The sequence below is a fragment of the Stenotrophomonas africana genome (genome assembly GCF_013004645.1).
Lineage (GTDB): Bacteria > Pseudomonadota > Gammaproteobacteria > Xanthomonadales > Xanthomonadaceae > Stenotrophomonas > Stenotrophomonas africana.
This window is the reverse complement of record NZ_JABEME010000001.1, coordinates 60,084-74,439: the sequence shown is the minus strand read 5'-3', so window position 1 is coordinate 74,439 and position 14,356 is coordinate 60,084. Positions and strand designations below refer to the sequence as shown.

Sequence of the window (14,356 nt, the reverse complement as noted above, 5' to 3'; positions counted from 1 at the left end):
TCCCGGCGATGGGGCGCGTCGACGGCACAAGCTGGGACAACGACCGCCCCGCAGGCGTAGCCTTCTGCTTCCAGGTCAGCAGACACTCCGTCGAGCCAGTTCTTGCCAACCGCCGCCGCAACCTGTTCTCCCATGACGACAGCGGGCCGTCGGGCACGGATGAGGCGAAGGAAGTGGGGCCACAGGTGCCGATCGTCATCCTGGGCTTTTCCTTTACCCGCGACGGAGAACGGCTGGCACGGGGCGCTGCCGGTCCAGAGCTCGCGGTCGTCGGGCCACCCAGCAAGTCGAGCTGCAAGGGACCAACCGGCGATGCCGGCGAAGAAGTGGCATTGCCGGTATCCGGCGAGGTCTGAGGGTTGAACATCGGTGATGCTCCTGGTGTCGACGTGGCCAGGCGGTATGAGCCCGGCATCGATGAGGTTGCGGATCCACTGCGCTGCGTAGGGATCCCATTCGCTGTAGTAGTTCATCGGGCACCACCCGTGGCATGTGCCATCACCCGCTGCGCCTCGGCCATGTCGCCGCGCGCCAGCGCCTGCAGGGCCAGGCCACGGGCCTCCCATGCGCGCACGGTTGCCGGTCGAGCCTCGGACAGATCCACGCCGGACATGCTGGCCAGCTGCCGCCCGACCTCGCGGTGGTCGATTGCCTCAGCCATGAGCGCACCTCCGCCAGCACCAGCGAAGCCCCTTGCGCGCGGCGCGGCATGCGCGGCTGATCGCCCACAGGGTGGCGATGCCGGCAGCAAACCCGGCCAGGGCGAACACGTGGACCATTGCAGCGGTGAGCAGCTGGTCAGCCATGGCGACCGCCTCGCAGCGCCCTGCGCGCCTTCTTGCCGTAAGGGAGGGGGTCACGAACTCGACACGTCCAATTCGGGACGTCCACGTTGTGCGTGACACGCTCGGCTTTTTGGACGCGCGCGGCGTCCCGTGCCAGCGCGGCAGCCATCGATGCGGCGACCAGCACCATTACGCGGCGGCTCATTTGCCCACCGCCTCGCTGTCTACCGGGCGCGCATAGTTCGGTGCGAAGTGCTTGGTAACGCGCCAGTCGATAGCCTCCACCGGCCCGCCTTCTCCTTCACGTGCCAGGCGCTTGGCTTCGGCAGCGCTACGTGCTTCGACGTGGAAGAACTGCACAGCTTGGAACGGCATTTCCACGAGGTACTTAGCCATTGCCCACCGCCTTGCTGTCGATCAGGGCCAGCAGGCGGCGTGCCTGTGCATAGATCACACGGGACTGCGGCTGCTTCTCGGCACTGAACGCAAACTCCTCGCCAAACTCGGCGAGCGCCCGGAACTGCCCCAGGTCCACGGTCTGCGCGGGCGGGGCGGCGTAGAGCGGGCCGATGGATTCGAGGGTGGCCTTCATCTGACCCAGCGCTTCATCGAAGCCGCATTGCGCGGCGTCTATGAGGAAATGCACGCCCCGATCTTCAAGGACGCAGCCCATGCCTACAGCGTTGAACTTGGGGTAGTCGAACGCTACCGGCTGAGGGGTGTTCACGGCCTGCGCGGGCTGGGCGTAGAGCGGTACGATTTCGTACTCGTCGGCGCGGTCGCGGAAATACTGCATGTTCTTCGGCCATTCCAAGCCGAAACCGCCTGCGGTCTTCCAGCGGACCATGTACGCCACCGGCTCCCCCGCCGGCTGGCGGGCGGCGAGGGCGGCACCCAGCTTCACGTTTGCCAACTGAGCCTGCGATGCAAAGGGGCCGATCTTGACCTGATAGGTCGCGTAGATTTCCGCCAGTACGCGTCGTGCAAACTCAGCAGCTTCGCGCAGCGCATCCTGACCACCCGGGGAGGGCTGGGCGGAGAGGGCGGCGACGTGCACAAGAACTGGAACCTCGCCGTTCGGGCCTTTGGATGCCACCTTTGCGGCGACCTTCATTGCATCCGTGAGGTTGCGTTCCTTCTCGATGGTAACGCCCTCGGCCATACGTACACCATTGACGAACCGGGCGAAGACGAAGGGAGTTTGATCCAACAGCCTCACCCTCCCACCGGGCTGCACGTCCGCCAGGGTCTTGTTGTCGGTGGTCATGCGGATGCTCCCTTCTTCGTGCGGCTGTTGTGGCCACCCTCGACCACCTGGCGGCGGCTGATGGGGGATCGGTCGATGGGGCTGTTGCCGAGCTTCTGGACTTTGCCGCCGGCTGCCTGCCAGCGAGCTACGTCGTCGGCGATCTCAGCCCGCTGGCGGTTCTTCTCGGCCTGCGTGGCCAGGTCGAAGGTCGGCTGTACGTGGATGCTGGTCATGGCGCGCGCTCCAGTGCAGCCAGCAGAGAATCGGCCCATTCGACAGCCTGGATAGCCAGTTCTGCCGTGGTGCCGCCTGCGCTCGAATCGGCAGCGAATCCCTGCAGCACCATCGCAGCGATCAGTTCGCGCTTGGTAAGGCCTGGTACGTCAGGGGATGTGAATGTACCTGCGCTGATCTGCCCAGCATGACCAATGGCTGGCATATCTCCGTTCTTCATGGAATGCTCCTGAGCAGCACTGACCCGACCGGGTGGTGCCACAAGTTGAAGGTGTTGTTAAGGCGCACCTGCAGCGGGTCGCGGCGCAGGGGGCGCAGCGGGTCGTGCAGGCGGCGCTCGGTGTTCCGGCAGGGCGCGCACGCGGCGGTGGCCTTGCCGTTGATCAGGGGGAAGAACCGCAGCGGCAGACGGGCCGCGCACTTCGTGCAGGTCTTCACGGCAGCCGAGCCTTCATCAGGTTGGCCCAGGTGAGCGGGTAGGGGCCGCGCTTGATCCGGTCGTAGGCCGTGCTGCGCGAAACGTCCAGAATCTCGGCAACCTGTCGGGTGGTGTAGCGCTTGCCCTCGATCACATGGGCGAACAGCTGGGCGCGGGCCTGGCCGGCACGGCGCAGGCTCTTGGCGTGGCAGGGGTACAGAGCGACGTCCATCAGGCGGCCACCTGCTGGTGATCCCCAGCGCGCAGGCTCTGCTCGAACCCGACGACCATCTGCCGGAATGGCTCCAGGTCCGCGCGGAGCTTGGCGATGAACGCCTCGTCGCGGTCGAAGCGGCGCCACCACAGCTGCTTGCCCACAGCGGCCAGCGCCGGGCAGTACAGGCCGATGTGCCACCACTGCCGGCCGGTCAGCCACATGCATCCCTGGGCCTGCTCGAACACCTCGCTGGCATCGTTGTCGATGTGGAAGGCGCGCAGTTTCTCGGGGTTGATGAAGCACTTGTATTCGCTGCCGCCGTCTTCGCCGATGAAGCCGTCGGCCGAACAGCCGTAGTCGCCGCACTCGCTCAGCACGAACCCGGCGCGCTTCACCAGCAGCCCGGACTGCACCTCATGCTCGGCGCGGGCCTGCGGCTCCAACTCGTGGCCGCGGCGCATGGCGAACGTCTCGAAACCTTCGTCCAGCGGCTCGCCGCTGATGCGCTCGATGGCCAGCCGGAAGGCGTAGTTCTTCGACGCCTCGCTGAAATCGCCGATGGGCTCGCCGGCTATGGCCTTCTCGATCACCGCCGACTTCGGCACGGCCTTGTAGCTGGCCGCCTCCGCAGCAGCCTTTGGAGCCATACCGGCCAGAACCGCATCCACATAAGCGCGCTGCTGGTCCGTCAGCTCGCCCACGCGCGAGCGCGCAGTGGCGAACATGCTGGCGGTGATCACCCCCGCGCGGGCGTTGTGCCAGGCGTCGCTGCCCTGGTCGCAGTGGATCAGCCTCATTCGACCACCTCGGCGTCTGCCTTCTCGGCCTCAGCCTTCAGCGCCTCCAGACCAGCCTGACCGATCATCGTGCGCTGCGCCTTCGTCAACTTCGACCACGCTTCACCGAGCGCCTCGACACCGGCGGTCGCGATGTCCTGCAGGCTGGCGTAGAGCTCGATGCGTTCCTCGGTGTCCTCCGGGGGCGGCAGCGCGGTGCGGTTCTGCGCCTGCTGCTCGATCACCGCCAGCCCTTCGCCGCCATCGGTGTTCAGGTGGTGAATCGCGGTTTCCAGGCGCTCGGTCTTCGGCCAATACTTGTAGGCGCGCTTCACCACCGTCTTCTTCGCCATCTCGCCCCAGTCGGTGACCCACGGGCAGGACTTCTTCTTCGATACCCACGCCTTCCATGCCGACGAACGGTCGCGGATGTCGTTGATTTCATCCACAGACATTGCGGTGGTCAGGTAATCACCTTCGGGCGTCTTCACCACCACGTAGGCGCCGACAATCTCTCCGCGGTTTCGGCTGAACGGGGCCCGCTTGTGGATTGGTTCCTTGTCCACCCCGACCAGCTCGAACAGGTCGCTCTCGTAGACCAGCTCGGCCTGGCCCCAGCGGACCGACCCGGAGTCGATGGCCAGATCCATCAGGCCCATGTAGCTGATGTCGAGGCAGATCTTGCCGTCGCGCGGCACCAGGTAGGCCTGCTTCTTCGCCGGGTTCAAGCTGATGCCGATGGCCGCGATGTTGACCACGGCAGCGATGACCGACGCCCGGTTCTGCATCGCGATTTTCATCGCGTAGTCGTTGCCGTACAGCGTCTGCAGGGCGAACTCGGCCTCACGGTCGAAGTTGATGGACCGATCAGTCAGCACCGAGGCGAAAGAGTCCTTGGTGCCGTAGACCGAATCCTCGATGGTGACGATCTGGTTCATGGCTGCTCTGCTGGTAGGTGGAATAGGTGCCCGGCTCTCGGAGCCGCCGCCGGGCGGGCGGGTGCGTCCTTGCGGGGTCAGTTGGCGCTGGAGATGCGGAAGGCTTCTTCCAGCACCAGGAACAGGCGGCGGATCTCGGCGCTCTGCAGGGCGAAACGGGCATCGAACTCGGCACGGCGGCCGTCCTGGTCCGCGTGTTCCAGCTTGTCCAGTGCGCCGTCGAGGAAGCGCAGCTTGCGGACGATCAGGTCTTCGCCAAGTACGAAGGACAGGCTGTCCTCGAACACAAGCGCCAGCTTGGTTACCTGCTTGCCCGCGTCCAGGTGCTTGTCGATCTCATCGCTTTTCAGCTCCTGATAGCTGCACTTCACGACAGCTCCGCCCTGCACGGGGTCGCGCAATTCCGCTTCCTCGCCCAGCGACAGGCCGACTGGCATCGGTTCGCCAGCAATCCAGCCGGTGAGGACCGAGCGCGGAGCGACTTCGGCGTTCAGCGGCATCGCTGGGAAGCTACCGAGGAGGCCACGGATATCGGAGATGACGTACTCGCCGGTCTTGCGGCTGGAGGTATCGACCGCGACGTAGCCGTGCTGCAAATCGATGAAGGCATCGTTGCGCGAGGACTTCACGAAGGCGCGCGGCAGCAGCTCATGCAGCAGGTCGTCCTTCATGCGCTTGCGCTCGCGGCCGCCTGGCCTGCGGCCCTCGGTTTCCTCGATGTGCGCCAGCTTCTTTTCGAGTTCGCCGTTCACCACCGACGTCGGCAGAATCTTGTCCTCGCCGCCAACTGCCAGCCACAGGAAGTCGCCGCAACGGTGGGAGAGCAGTTCCTTCTCCTCGCGGCCGAACGGCGAGATGAAGCCGCGCGAATTCATTTCCAGTGCGCCGACCGGCTTCAGCAGTGCGTGCGGCAGCAAAGTGTCGACTTCGGAAAAGTCGGTGGTGGTCGGGAAGCGGAAGAACGTCAGGTTGCGGAAGAACATGTCATCTCCTCAGGAATAGATGCCGGCGTCGTGGAATCCCGGCCGGCGCGGGGCCCGTGAGGGCGGGGGAATTCAGCCACGCACGCTGCTGGTTGCAGCCCATCGGGCTTTGGCAGCGTCACGGTCGGTGTGGGCCTGGTGGATCTCGGCGATGCGCAGCGGCACGACGACGGCGGCGAACAGCGCGACTGCGGCCCAGGCGATGCGGAGGCGGAGGCTCATTGCTCACCGCCTTTGGCCTTGGCGATGGCGGGCTCTGCTGCGGTTAGCCACCAATGGACAGTCGCTTTCCAGTACTCGTCGGATGACGAATAGTCGGCATCAGATGGAAAGTTGCTAAGCGCTTCCAGCAGATCAGGCGCGGCGGCGATCAGGCGGGCGTTGGCTTCCGCGTTCTGATAGCACATGGTGTGCGAAAGCGCGTACTGCATCTCCTTGTCGTCCATAATCACGCCGACGCCAAACACGTCCACATTCGTCATTGGATGCGGGGTTACGACCCACGGCCCCGGGGTGTGCTTACTCATCGTCGTTTTCCTCCACGCACAGGCCGTCCACGGCCTCGCGGTTGCGTTGTTCCCGGGCTTCCGCCAGCGACATCGGCGGGGTGATGGGCGGCAGCGCGCCAAACTGCGCGGCGAACGCTGCGTCGAGGTGGTCAAACGGGTTCATGCGGCGTCTCCGGCTCGCAGGCGGCCAGCGCCTCGCGCAGGCACTCCTCGGCGTGGAGCAGGTCGGTGAAGTCGCTGGCACTCAGCACGGCGCGGGCTGCGTCGAAGACGACCGAAACGCGGGCATGCACCTGCTCTACCTCTTTGATCGCTTCCTCGGCCTTGGATCGCAGGTGCTCAGGAAGGATCGGGAGCGCGTTTCGGCTGCTTGCGATCTGCTCGGCCAGAACCGCCAGAACATTCACGGCCCGGCTCACGACAGCACCGCCTGCACCACCACGGCGAAAGCGACGCCCATGCAGAAGGCCAGCAGGTAGCCCGAAGCCAGCTTCAGCGCCTGGAAGTGCAGGGCTCGGTCGGCGGCGGTCATGTGGCACCGCCAGCGCGCATCGAGCGCTCGACCTGCCGGACGACCCGGGCCTGCAGGTCCATCAGCTCGCGCAGGTCATGGAGCAGGTGCGCCGGAACCTCGACCTCGGAAATCAGGAAGTCCAAGGCGCGCTCGGAGGTCACCAACACCGAGATCAGCTCGGCGGTGCTGCCCTCACGGTCGTAGGTGCGTGCCAGGGAGTTGCAGGCGTCCTGGAACGCCTCTTCGGTATCCGGCGGCAGCAGGCCATCAAGGCTCCGCTGGGCGTTCCGGGCGATGTCGGTTGCAGTGTGCAGACCCATCTTCGTCTCCAAGCCGCTCCCGGGAGTGGGCGTGTCGCGGCGTTGGAGTAAGTAAAGCGCCGCTTTAGTTCAAAGTCAAGCGGCGCTTTAGAAAAAGTTGAGAATTTTTTCGATGCCCTTGGGCCGGGCACAAAAAAGCCCGCTCAGGGCGGGCTCTTATTGGCGCGGCGAAGGCTTTAGGGCGTGGGTTCGACCGGCAGGAGATAGGCGGCGAGGACAAGCTGGTTGGCCAGCGGGTACTGGTAGTCCCTGTAGGCCTTGATCCCGGCGTCCATCGTTGTCTTGTACCCGTCGCGGGCTGCGCGCTGGCAAATCGCTTCCATCTGGGCGTCCCAGGTGAAGGCGGAGGCAACAGAGCGGGCCTCCTCATCGGGTAGCCCCAACTGTACCCAGATCGACTGTAGCCGCTGGACTGCCTTCACCTGAAGCTCTGCAGCATCGGCCTCTTGCCGAGCGCGTATCGCGTCTTGGCGCGCGCCCTCCAGAAGGACGCGTCGCTCGTACTCGCGGTCATATGCCTCTTGGCTGGTCCCGAAGATTGCCTGCCCAAGAGCGGTGCCAGCTCGTCTATACCCATCCTGGGCCCAAGCTACTGCCGGCGCAGCCAGCGCCAGCAGGATCAGTCCTCCCAGCTTCCGATCCATCGCACTCTCCCTATGATGGTGATGGGGTGGCGCGGGTCGTCCATCTTCCGCGGCTTGCGCCAGTTGTGGTCGCCCTTTTCGTTCAGGGCATCGAAATAGATGTCATCGCCAAATGTCCGGCAGCGCTTCACGCTGTACTCGCTGCCTGCGATACCCGCAGCCATGATGACGAACAGCTTGTCGTCGGCTGGGCGCGTGTCGCTGGTATCGAAAAGGATCGCGTCCCCTGACTGGATGCGGGGGAGCATTGAGTCGCCCTTGCCATAGAAGACGGCAAGCCGCGTTGGGATTAGGCGCTTACGGGCCAGGGACGACGCTCGAAACTTGAGGCGATGAGTCTCGGCGTATTCGATCGCCTCCATGCCATCGCCAAGGCCGGCAGCCTGGCTGTAGCCAAGGATGTCTACGGTGTCGTCGTCATTCGCAGCCTGTGCGACGTCGGCCCCTGATTCTTCATCCGTCACAGTGGAGTCCAAGAAGTAGTCCACGCGGCGGCCAGTGAGACGGGCCAGGGCCGGTAGGTTCGACTTCTCAATCTTCCCCGTTTTCACCCAGCCAGTTACCGCCTGTGCGCTTATGCCAAGTTCGCGCGCAACGGCGGCCTGTGTGCCTCGGCCGGCATTGTCGAACGCGTAGCGGACGCGCCGCGCCATTTCATCGTTATCAAGCATGGGTTGATGGTAGCGGCGGGCTACCGGCGTCCGTAATAAGGCAACGCTTGACTTTGAACTAAAGCGGTGCTTTAGTTTATCCATGAGCGCAATCCAGACAGCCATCGACCGATACGAGATGCCTCAGGCCGCCGTTGCGCGCCACCTGCAGGTGACCCCCCAGGCAGTCAACCAGTGGGTCAAGGGGCTGCGCCCGGTCCCACCCAGGCACGTCCTCGTGATCGAGGCCGATACCGGCGTCACCCGCCACGAACTGAGGCCCGACGTGTTTGGTGCTTCGGCTCCCAAGTCGCGCCGTAAGCGCTCCCCCTGACATGACCACCTCACCGACCCCGGGCAGGGAAGGGCACCACGGTGCCGCTGCCGGGAACGGGCGGGTTCTTTCGCTCCACCTGGGTGATTCGCACCCGATCGCCGTAACGCCTCAGCACGAACAGCCGGCCTGCAACTGGCACCAGTTCAACGACACCGCTCGACCGCGTCACCTCTGAATTCACTTGGCTCAATCCGTTGTGGGTTGGGCCTTTATTCCGCCCGAGAGGGCTTGGCAACGATAGGCAACGCATGGCAACCCCTGGCAACCAAAAGGCTCTACCGCTCGCATTTGGCGTACACCACGCCCCGAAGGATGCGCCCTCCCAGATCGTCCGGCAGATCGAATCGGCGGCGCGCGCGCTGGCCGTGATGATCCGCGCCGGCCACCACAAGCTGGAGTACGTGGCGGCCTGCATCGGCAAGTCGAAGTCCTACGTCTCGCGGATGCAGAACGGCGCCCGCCCGATCCCCGAGAAGCTGGTCGGCCCGCTGTGTGCCGCGACCGGCTCCAACCTTCTCCGCCAGTTCCTCAGCCTGCAGGCCGCCCTCGACGGCATCTGCGAGGTCGAGCGCCTGGCCGACCTGATGAGGTCCGCCAATGAAGAACCGCGAGCTGCTGCAGCGACTGGACGAGTGCATACGGGTTATCGAGTCCAGCCCGCCCATGACGCGCGAGGAGATCGTCGCGCACCTGTCCCGATGCGCGGCCGAGCAGGCCAGGGCGGAAGCCCGGCGCACGGCTACGCCGCAGCCTGACCTGTTGGGAGCGGCGTAATGCGCGACTACGGAAAGATCCACACCGGGTTCTGGGCCAGCGAGACGATGCTGGGGCTGGAGTCCGATGCGCGCCTGCTGGCGATCTACCTGATGACGAGCCAGCACACGACGATGCTGGGTGCATTCCGGCTGCCCGATGCCTATGCCTGTGAGGATCTTGGCTGGGATTCGGAACGGTTCCAGAACGGTTTGGAAACCCTTTCTGAAGCGGGGTTCGTGAAGTACGACCGCGCGACCAAGGTCGTCTGGATCGTCAAGTTCGTGAAGTGGAACCGCCCGGACAATCCGAACCAGCAGAAGTCCATCGCCAAGCTGGCCCAGGCTCTGCCTGACTCGCTCGCTTTCAAGGATGAAATCCTCGCATCGATCGGAGTTTCCGAAACGGTTTCCAAACCGTTAGGAAACTCTCCTGTTCCTGCTCCTGTTCCTGTTTCTACTCCGGAGGGGATGCAAGGGGAGGTTCTGGCCATCCCGCTGGCCGACGGTTCCGAGTACGCCGTGACCGACGCCGAGGTGGCCGAGCTGCGCGCTGCCTTCCCCCGTGTCGACGTGGTGGGCGAGATCCGCAAGGCCAGGGCGTGGGCATTGGCGAATCCGCCGAAGCGCAAGACGCGGCGCGGCACGCCGAAGTTCCTGAACAGCTGGATGGGCGGGGCGACTGAGCGGGCGCCAGCGCAGGTCGTGCAGATCCAGCAGCCGGTCGCCGCTGGCGGCGGGAGGAGGCCGCTGTGAGCAACGTGACCCCATCCTTCGCCGAGGAAGCCGTGATCGGCGGCTTGCTGCAGGACAATCAGCGCTTCCACGACGTGGCACCGCTGATCGGCGCGGACCACTTCACCAGCCCGCAGCGCGCACGGGTGTTCGGCCTGATCCGCGACCGCGTGCTGGCCGGCGAGCCCGCCGACGCGGTGACCATCGGCGAGGCATCGCCGGACGACTTCGACTACGTGGTGCACCTGGCCGCGAACGTCCCTGGCTCCTCGGCGGTTATCGCCTACGCCGATCTGGTGCGCGAGAACTGGCGTCGCCGCGAGGCTGTGGCGGTCGGACTGCAGCTGGTGGCGGCGGCGCGCGCCGGCGAGGAGGACGCGGTGGACGTGGCCGCTGGCCGGCTGCTGGCGCTCAATGCCGTGGTTACCTCCTGCGAATACACCGGAAAGCAGGCGATGCAGGAAGCGTGGCGAGAAGTGGCGCGGAATCACGCATCGGGCGGTGCGCTACCTGGTATCCCGACAGGGTTGAATGCGCTAAACGACATTCTGGGCGGGTGGCACCCTGGCGATCTAACGATCATCGGCGGCCGCCCTGCGATGGGCAAGACTGCGTTTCTCGGTGGACTGATCGAAGCTGCCGCAGACGCGAAGTGGCGGCCCGGTGTGATCAGTGCCGAGCAACCCGCAGTACAGCTGGCGTTACGCCGACTCTCCGCGGTGTCCCAGGTCTCAGCAACCCAGCTTCGTACTGGCAACTTGGAGGACGAGGATTGGTCGCTCCTGCAGGCGGGTATGGCCAAGGCGCTAGATCGCGACATGTGGATCTACGACCGCTCGGCCGTGACGCTGGACGAGTTGGTAGGGATCGCTCGTAAGTGGAAGCACACCCACGGCATCGGCTGCCTGTTTATCGATTACGCCCAGCGCATCACGGTGCCGCGTGCGGACCGAACCACGGAAGTCTCCCAAGTGGCACGCGGGATGAAGAACCTAGCCCGCGACTTGGACATCCCGGTCATCTCTCTTGCCCAGGTTGTGAAGGCAGTTGACCAGCGCCAAGGCGACAAGCGCCCGAATGCCGGCGACCTCGCCAACAGCGACGAGCTTACCCGCGAGGCCGACCAGATCCTGATGCTGTACCGGGATGAGGTCTACAACCGCGAGACGCAGGACCGGGGCATCGCCGAGATCCTGATCGAGAAGAACCGCCACGGGCCGACCGGATTCAAGAAGGTCGCCTTCCTCAGCGAAACCATGCGCTTCGCCGACTTGGGGAGGGAGTTCTGATGGTCCCGCAATACGAACTGGAACGCGCCCGCCAGACTGGCCGGTGGATGCGCGACGCGCACAAGGACAGGAATTCGGTCCCGCTCTACGCCATGGGCGAGGACGGGCTGGCGCTGCGCCGGGCTTGGCTGGCCGGCTACGACGAACGAGACGAGCAGATCAGGAGGAAGCGGGGATGAGCAAGCCGAATTGGAAAGACGCTCCCGAATGGGCGCAGTGGCTGTCGATGGACGGCGACGGTCTGTGGTCGTGGTGGGAGATCAAACCGGAGTGGGATGAGCAGGCCAAGGACTGGTTCATCTCAATCGATGCGCCCGGGGCGGAGCATGCCGAAGCCGAGTACGCCACCGGCATCCCCGATGAATCAGGCATCGATTGGGACTTTGCGTTCGACACGCTGGAGGAAAGGCCGTGAGCAAGATCGAATTGAAGGCGCGGATCATCAGCATCCTGTCCGGTCACACCCGTGAGATGGAGGGCTACGCCTACTTCAGCTCAAACCCCGGGATTCCAGAGGACGAGTACGAGGAGATCGCTGACGAGGTTATCGCCGCGCTCGCACCGCAGTGGCGGCCGATTGAGTCGGCGCCGAAGGATGGTACTGCTGTACTCGCCACATCTGCGCACATGACCGGTCCGAATGGCGAGCCGGTGGCATGGGCTGCTGTTTTCGATCACGAGCGCGAGCGATGGGAGGCCACGTGGGATGGTGAGCCTCTCAATGATGCCACTGACTGGCAGCCGCTGCCCGCTCCGCCGGAGGAAAGGCCATGAGCGAGAAAGAGAACTTCGCGGCCATGGGGGAGATTTCGCAAGAGAAATTCAGCGAAATGTTCCCGGAGGTCGTTGAATGCCCCACGTGTCACGGACATGGTGGCGACCGTTGGCACAACCCTGACGGCAGTGAATGGGGGGAGCGCTGCGACCGCTGTGAGGGGTTCGGCTACATCGGGAAGAAGGAGAGCCGAGCATGAAGCGCACCTTCCTGATCGATCCGCCGAACAACCGTAACTGGCCGCAGGTGATCTCCAGCGTCGTGCGCGCCATCAACGAATGGCTCAAGGGCGGCCCGGTGCAGATCACCCTGGACGAGCCGAAGCGGACGCTGGACCAGAACGCGGCAATGTGGCCGGCGCTCAGCGACATCGCCAAGCAGGTGCCGCTGGTGATCACCCGCCGCGACGGCAGTACCAGGCAGGCCACGCCCTACGACTGGAAGGACGTGCTGACCGCCGCGTTCGAGGAGGAGACCGAGTGGGCCCCCGGCCTGCGCGGCGGCGTGGTGATGCTCGGCGCCCGGACCAGCAAGTACGGCCGCCGGAAGATGGGCGACTTCCTCACCTTCATCCACGCCGAGTTCTCGGACCGGGTGCGCTGGTCGGACAGCTCAGTAGAGAAACTGGCGCAGTTCGCGCCGCCAAGCAGGAGGGTTGCGTGAGGACGAAGAACTCCAAGGAGATCACCGCCGCAGAGCGCGCGCACCTGCAGGCGGTCAAGGATCTGCCCTGCAGCGTGTGTGGCCTGCCGGGCCCGAGCGACGCCCACCACATCAACCAGGGGCAGCACTACACCACTGTGGCCCTATGCAAGGACTGCCATCAGGGCAGCTTCAACGGGATCCATGGGGAGCGGCGCATGTGGCTCGTCATGAAGATGGACGAGTTGGCCGCCTTGAACGTGACCCTGCAGCGGCTGGGCCAGAGGAGCGCGGCATGAAGGAGCTGATCCTGCCGTGGCCGCACAAGGACCTGTCGCCGAATGGGCGCGTGCACTGGGCGCGCAAGGCGAAGGCGGCAAAGCGGGCTCGATCTGACGCGGCTTGCTTGGCGTTCCACGCTGGGTGGCGTCAGACGGTATTCCCGGAGCTGAGGATCCACCTGCACGTCACGTTCTACCCGCCGACCAAGCTGCTGCCCGACGACGACAACATGCTCGCCCGGTTCAAGCCGTACCGGGATGGCATCGCCGACGCGCTCGGCATCGATGACAAGCGGTTCATCAGCCACCCGCTGGTCAGCACCGAGGTCCGCAAGGGTGGCCAGGTGGTGGTGCGGATCACGGGAGGGCCCGAGGCATGAGCCGCACTGGAGAAATCCGCGCTTGGTTCGAGCGCCACGGCGGTGAGCACCGCTTGTCCGATGTGTTGCAGGGAATGCGCGCGCACGGCAGGGAGAAGACGCTCGTGGCGGCCACGGTCTGCGGCTTGGCTCGCGACGGCGTCCTGACGGCGACCGGGCAGAGGGGGCAGCGGCTGTATTCGCTGAGGCCCGGACACACCTTCGAACCGAGCCGAGCCAAGCGCATCCGACTGTGGCTGGACGGCAATCCGGGCTGGCATTTCGCCGCTGACATCTGCGATGGGATGCAAGTCGAGGACCCCGCCGAGAGAGCGAGGTACGCCCGCAGCCTCAGCAACATGGTTGGCATCGGCCTGCTCCAAGCAACTGGCCGCGCCACCCTCATGAAGTACCGCAAGGCTCGAAACGCCTACTACCGCCCAACTGAGGGCAGCGCATGAAACAGGTCAGCCCACCCAGCAGGGGAGGTCGAAACATGGCCGCATCCGTTGAAGCTCCGCGCCGCACCGGTACAACTGAGGGTGTTCCGTTCCGGCAGGTCTGGAAGCCGCGCGTGGTCTGCGTGGTTGACCCGACCAACCCGGCAGATGCCCTGAACGCCATCCTTCCACGAATCGCAGAGAACCAGCGCGGATGCACGGTAGCCAGCTTCCTACTGATCAACCCGGAGACCTCGCAGGCGTTCGTCCTGGCCGAGGACAAGCCGGTGGCCGTGGAGATGGCCCGCAAGGGCGAGAAGTCTCCGTACTGGCCGTGGTTGGTGGGCAAGTACAGCTTCCCCCGTGTGACCGCCGAGGCCGCAGCGAACGTGCTGGAGGACATGCTGGAGCATCTGGGCATCGCCACGCCGGCGCCACGGAAGCGGCCCATGCCTGTGCAGCTCGACCTGTTCGACCTGTCTGGGCGCGCCGCTTGACCGCGTACATGC

At 65.1% G+C, this 14,356-nt stretch carries 31 protein-coding genes and 1 pseudogene; 13 read left to right on the top strand and 19 right to left on the bottom strand.

All coding sequences use genetic code 11. The annotated features are described in order from the left end of the window. Positions 1-32: 32 nt before the first annotated feature. The 19 genes and pseudogenes from HLA98_RS21425 to HLA98_RS00415 form a co-directional block, all read right to left on the bottom strand. Positions 33-473: pseudogene (locus tag HLA98_RS21425) on the bottom strand (DNA cytosine methyltransferase); the annotation flags it as partial. Then, positions 470-661 carry a hypothetical protein gene (locus HLA98_RS00500; RefSeq protein WP_057499530.1) on the bottom strand — a complete coding sequence of 64 codons (192 nt, stop codon included), beginning with the start codon at positions 659-661 and terminating at the stop codon, positions 470-472. The gene HLA98_RS00500 and the pseudogene HLA98_RS21425, both read right to left, overlap by 4 nt. Further along, positions 654-806 carry a hypothetical protein gene (locus tag HLA98_RS00495; protein ID WP_165284677.1) on the bottom strand — a complete coding sequence of 51 codons (153 nt, stop codon included), beginning with the start codon at positions 804-806 and terminating at the stop codon, positions 654-656. The genes HLA98_RS00500 and HLA98_RS00495 overlap by 8 nt, the downstream gene beginning before the upstream one ends. Before the next feature lie 180 nt (positions 807-986). After that, on the bottom strand, positions 987-1,181 hold the full coding sequence (locus tag HLA98_RS00490; protein ID WP_057499531.1) for a hypothetical protein: 195 nt from the start codon (positions 1,179-1,181) through the stop codon (positions 987-989). Next, positions 1,174-2,052 carry a hypothetical protein gene (locus tag HLA98_RS00485; RefSeq protein ID WP_057499532.1) on the bottom strand — a complete coding sequence of 293 codons (879 nt, stop codon included), beginning with the start codon at positions 2,050-2,052 and terminating at the stop codon, positions 1,174-1,176. The genes HLA98_RS00490 and HLA98_RS00485 overlap by 8 nt, the downstream gene beginning before the upstream one ends. Continuing rightward, complete coding sequence (locus tag HLA98_RS00480; RefSeq protein ID WP_057499533.1) at positions 2,049-2,267, bottom strand: hypothetical protein; 219 nt, start codon at positions 2,265-2,267, stop codon at positions 2,049-2,051. Before HLA98_RS00480 ends, HLA98_RS00485 begins: the two co-directional genes overlap by 4 nt. After that, the gene (locus HLA98_RS00475; RefSeq protein WP_057499534.1) at positions 2,264-2,488 is read right to left on the bottom strand and encodes a hypothetical protein; all 225 of its coding nucleotides are present in this window, start codon (positions 2,486-2,488) and stop codon (positions 2,264-2,266) included. The genes HLA98_RS00480 and HLA98_RS00475 overlap by 4 nt, the downstream gene beginning before the upstream one ends. Further along, on the bottom strand, positions 2,485-2,706 hold the full coding sequence (locus tag HLA98_RS00470; RefSeq protein WP_057499535.1) for a hypothetical protein: 222 nt from the start codon (positions 2,704-2,706) through the stop codon (positions 2,485-2,487). Before HLA98_RS00470 ends, HLA98_RS00475 begins: the two co-directional genes overlap by 4 nt. Beyond that, a complete protein-coding gene (locus tag HLA98_RS00465) occupies positions 2,703-2,918 on the bottom strand; it encodes a helix-turn-helix domain-containing protein (protein WP_057499536.1) in 216 nt (71 codons plus the stop codon). Before HLA98_RS00465 ends, HLA98_RS00470 begins: the two co-directional genes overlap by 4 nt. Then, a complete protein-coding gene (locus HLA98_RS00460; protein WP_057499537.1) occupies positions 2,918-3,700 on the bottom strand; it encodes a lambda exonuclease family protein in 783 nt (260 codons plus the stop codon). Before HLA98_RS00460 ends, HLA98_RS00465 begins: the two co-directional genes overlap by 1 nt. Beyond that, on the bottom strand, positions 3,697-4,617 hold the full coding sequence (locus HLA98_RS00455) for a phage-derived integrase/recombinase RecT (protein WP_057499538.1): 921 nt from the start codon (positions 4,615-4,617) through the stop codon (positions 3,697-3,699). The genes HLA98_RS00460 and HLA98_RS00455 overlap by 4 nt, the downstream gene beginning before the upstream one ends. Before the next feature lie 77 nt (positions 4,618-4,694). Next, positions 4,695-5,600: a recombination-associated protein RdgC gene (locus tag HLA98_RS00450; RefSeq protein WP_057499539.1), complete on the bottom strand. Its 906-nt coding sequence runs from the start codon at positions 5,598-5,600 to the stop codon at positions 4,695-4,697. A gap of 72 nt (positions 5,601-5,672) precedes the next feature. Beyond that, a complete protein-coding gene (locus HLA98_RS00445; protein WP_165284676.1) occupies positions 5,673-5,822 on the bottom strand; it encodes a hypothetical protein in 150 nt (49 codons plus the stop codon). Beyond that, positions 5,819-6,127, bottom strand: coding sequence for an XkdD/Y8K6 family phage-associated protein (locus HLA98_RS00440; protein ID WP_057499540.1), 309 nt, complete (start codon positions 6,125-6,127; stop codon positions 5,819-5,821). Before HLA98_RS00440 ends, HLA98_RS00445 begins: the two co-directional genes overlap by 4 nt. After that, a complete protein-coding gene (locus tag HLA98_RS00435) occupies positions 6,120-6,272 on the bottom strand; it encodes a hypothetical protein (RefSeq protein ID WP_160320741.1) in 153 nt (50 codons plus the stop codon). Before HLA98_RS00435 ends, HLA98_RS00440 begins: the two co-directional genes overlap by 8 nt. Next, the gene (locus HLA98_RS00430; protein ID WP_129550545.1) at positions 6,259-6,516 is read right to left on the bottom strand and encodes a hypothetical protein; all 258 of its coding nucleotides are present in this window, start codon (positions 6,514-6,516) and stop codon (positions 6,259-6,261) included. The genes HLA98_RS00435 and HLA98_RS00430 overlap by 14 nt, the downstream gene beginning before the upstream one ends. A 121-nt stretch (positions 6,517-6,637) precedes the next feature. Further along, entirely contained in the window at positions 6,638-6,943 is a 306-nt protein-coding gene (locus HLA98_RS00425) for a hypothetical protein (protein ID WP_057499542.1), read from the bottom strand. A 176-nt stretch (positions 6,944-7,119) separates the two neighbouring features. Next, entirely contained in the window at positions 7,120-7,587 is a 468-nt protein-coding gene (locus tag HLA98_RS00420; protein ID WP_057499543.1) for a hypothetical protein, read from the bottom strand. Further along, positions 7,563-8,342: a LexA family transcriptional regulator gene (locus tag HLA98_RS00415; RefSeq protein ID WP_232015555.1), complete on the bottom strand. Its 780-nt coding sequence runs from the start codon at positions 8,340-8,342 to the stop codon at positions 7,563-7,565. Before HLA98_RS00415 ends, HLA98_RS00420 begins: the two co-directional genes overlap by 25 nt. Here HLA98_RS00415 and HLA98_RS00410 point away from each other — a divergent pair. From HLA98_RS00410 to HLA98_RS00350, 13 genes are all read left to right on the top strand, one after another. Next, the gene (locus tag HLA98_RS00410) at positions 8,341-8,571 is read left to right on the top strand and encodes a YdaS family helix-turn-helix protein (protein ID WP_057499545.1); all 231 of its coding nucleotides are present in this window, start codon (positions 8,341-8,343) and stop codon (positions 8,569-8,571) included. The two genes, HLA98_RS00415 and HLA98_RS00410, sit on opposite strands and share 2 nt — an antisense overlap. Positions 8,572-8,822: 251 nt before the next feature. Further along, the gene (locus HLA98_RS00405; RefSeq protein ID WP_057499546.1) at positions 8,823-9,329 is read left to right on the top strand and encodes a hypothetical protein; all 507 of its coding nucleotides are present in this window, start codon (positions 8,823-8,825) and stop codon (positions 9,327-9,329) included. 18 nt (positions 9,330-9,347) lie between these two features. Next, the gene (locus HLA98_RS00400; protein ID WP_057499547.1) at positions 9,348-10,082 is read left to right on the top strand and encodes a hypothetical protein; all 735 of its coding nucleotides are present in this window, start codon (positions 9,348-9,350) and stop codon (positions 10,080-10,082) included. Further along, on the top strand, positions 10,079-11,350 hold the full coding sequence (locus HLA98_RS00395; protein WP_057499548.1) for a replicative DNA helicase: 1,272 nt from the start codon (positions 10,079-10,081) through the stop codon (positions 11,348-11,350). The genes HLA98_RS00400 and HLA98_RS00395 overlap by 4 nt, the downstream gene beginning before the upstream one ends. Continuing rightward, entirely contained in the window at positions 11,350-11,529 is a 180-nt protein-coding gene (locus tag HLA98_RS00390) for a hypothetical protein (RefSeq protein ID WP_057499549.1), read from the top strand. Before HLA98_RS00395 ends, HLA98_RS00390 begins: the two co-directional genes overlap by 1 nt. After that, complete coding sequence (locus HLA98_RS00385; RefSeq protein ID WP_057499550.1) at positions 11,526-11,765, top strand: hypothetical protein; 240 nt, start codon at positions 11,526-11,528, stop codon at positions 11,763-11,765. Before HLA98_RS00390 ends, HLA98_RS00385 begins: the two co-directional genes overlap by 4 nt. Next, positions 11,762-12,124 carry a DUF551 domain-containing protein gene (locus tag HLA98_RS21320; protein ID WP_057499551.1) on the top strand — a complete coding sequence of 121 codons (363 nt, stop codon included), beginning with the start codon at positions 11,762-11,764 and terminating at the stop codon, positions 12,122-12,124. Before HLA98_RS00385 ends, HLA98_RS21320 begins: the two co-directional genes overlap by 4 nt. Next, the gene (locus HLA98_RS00375) at positions 12,121-12,324 is read left to right on the top strand and encodes a hypothetical protein (RefSeq protein WP_057499552.1); all 204 of its coding nucleotides are present in this window, start codon (positions 12,121-12,123) and stop codon (positions 12,322-12,324) included. The genes HLA98_RS21320 and HLA98_RS00375 overlap by 4 nt, the downstream gene beginning before the upstream one ends. Further along, entirely contained in the window at positions 12,321-12,788 is a 468-nt protein-coding gene (locus tag HLA98_RS00370; RefSeq protein WP_057499553.1) for a recombination protein NinB, read from the top strand. The genes HLA98_RS00375 and HLA98_RS00370 overlap by 4 nt, the downstream gene beginning before the upstream one ends. Beyond that, on the top strand, positions 12,785-13,066 hold the full coding sequence (locus HLA98_RS00365; RefSeq protein ID WP_057499554.1) for a hypothetical protein: 282 nt from the start codon (positions 12,785-12,787) through the stop codon (positions 13,064-13,066). The genes HLA98_RS00370 and HLA98_RS00365 overlap by 4 nt, the downstream gene beginning before the upstream one ends. Beyond that, positions 13,063-13,428 carry a hypothetical protein gene (locus HLA98_RS00360; RefSeq protein WP_057499555.1) on the top strand — a complete coding sequence of 122 codons (366 nt, stop codon included), beginning with the start codon at positions 13,063-13,065 and terminating at the stop codon, positions 13,426-13,428. Before HLA98_RS00365 ends, HLA98_RS00360 begins: the two co-directional genes overlap by 4 nt. Beyond that, positions 13,425-13,868 carry a hypothetical protein gene (locus tag HLA98_RS00355; RefSeq protein ID WP_057499556.1) on the top strand — a complete coding sequence of 148 codons (444 nt, stop codon included), beginning with the start codon at positions 13,425-13,427 and terminating at the stop codon, positions 13,866-13,868. The genes HLA98_RS00360 and HLA98_RS00355 overlap by 4 nt, the downstream gene beginning before the upstream one ends. Before the next feature lie 35 nt (positions 13,869-13,903). Then, positions 13,904-14,344, top strand: a complete 441-nt coding sequence (locus HLA98_RS00350; RefSeq protein ID WP_057499557.1) for a hypothetical protein — start codon at positions 13,904-13,906, stop codon at positions 14,342-14,344. Positions 14,345-14,356 lie beyond the last annotated feature (12 nt).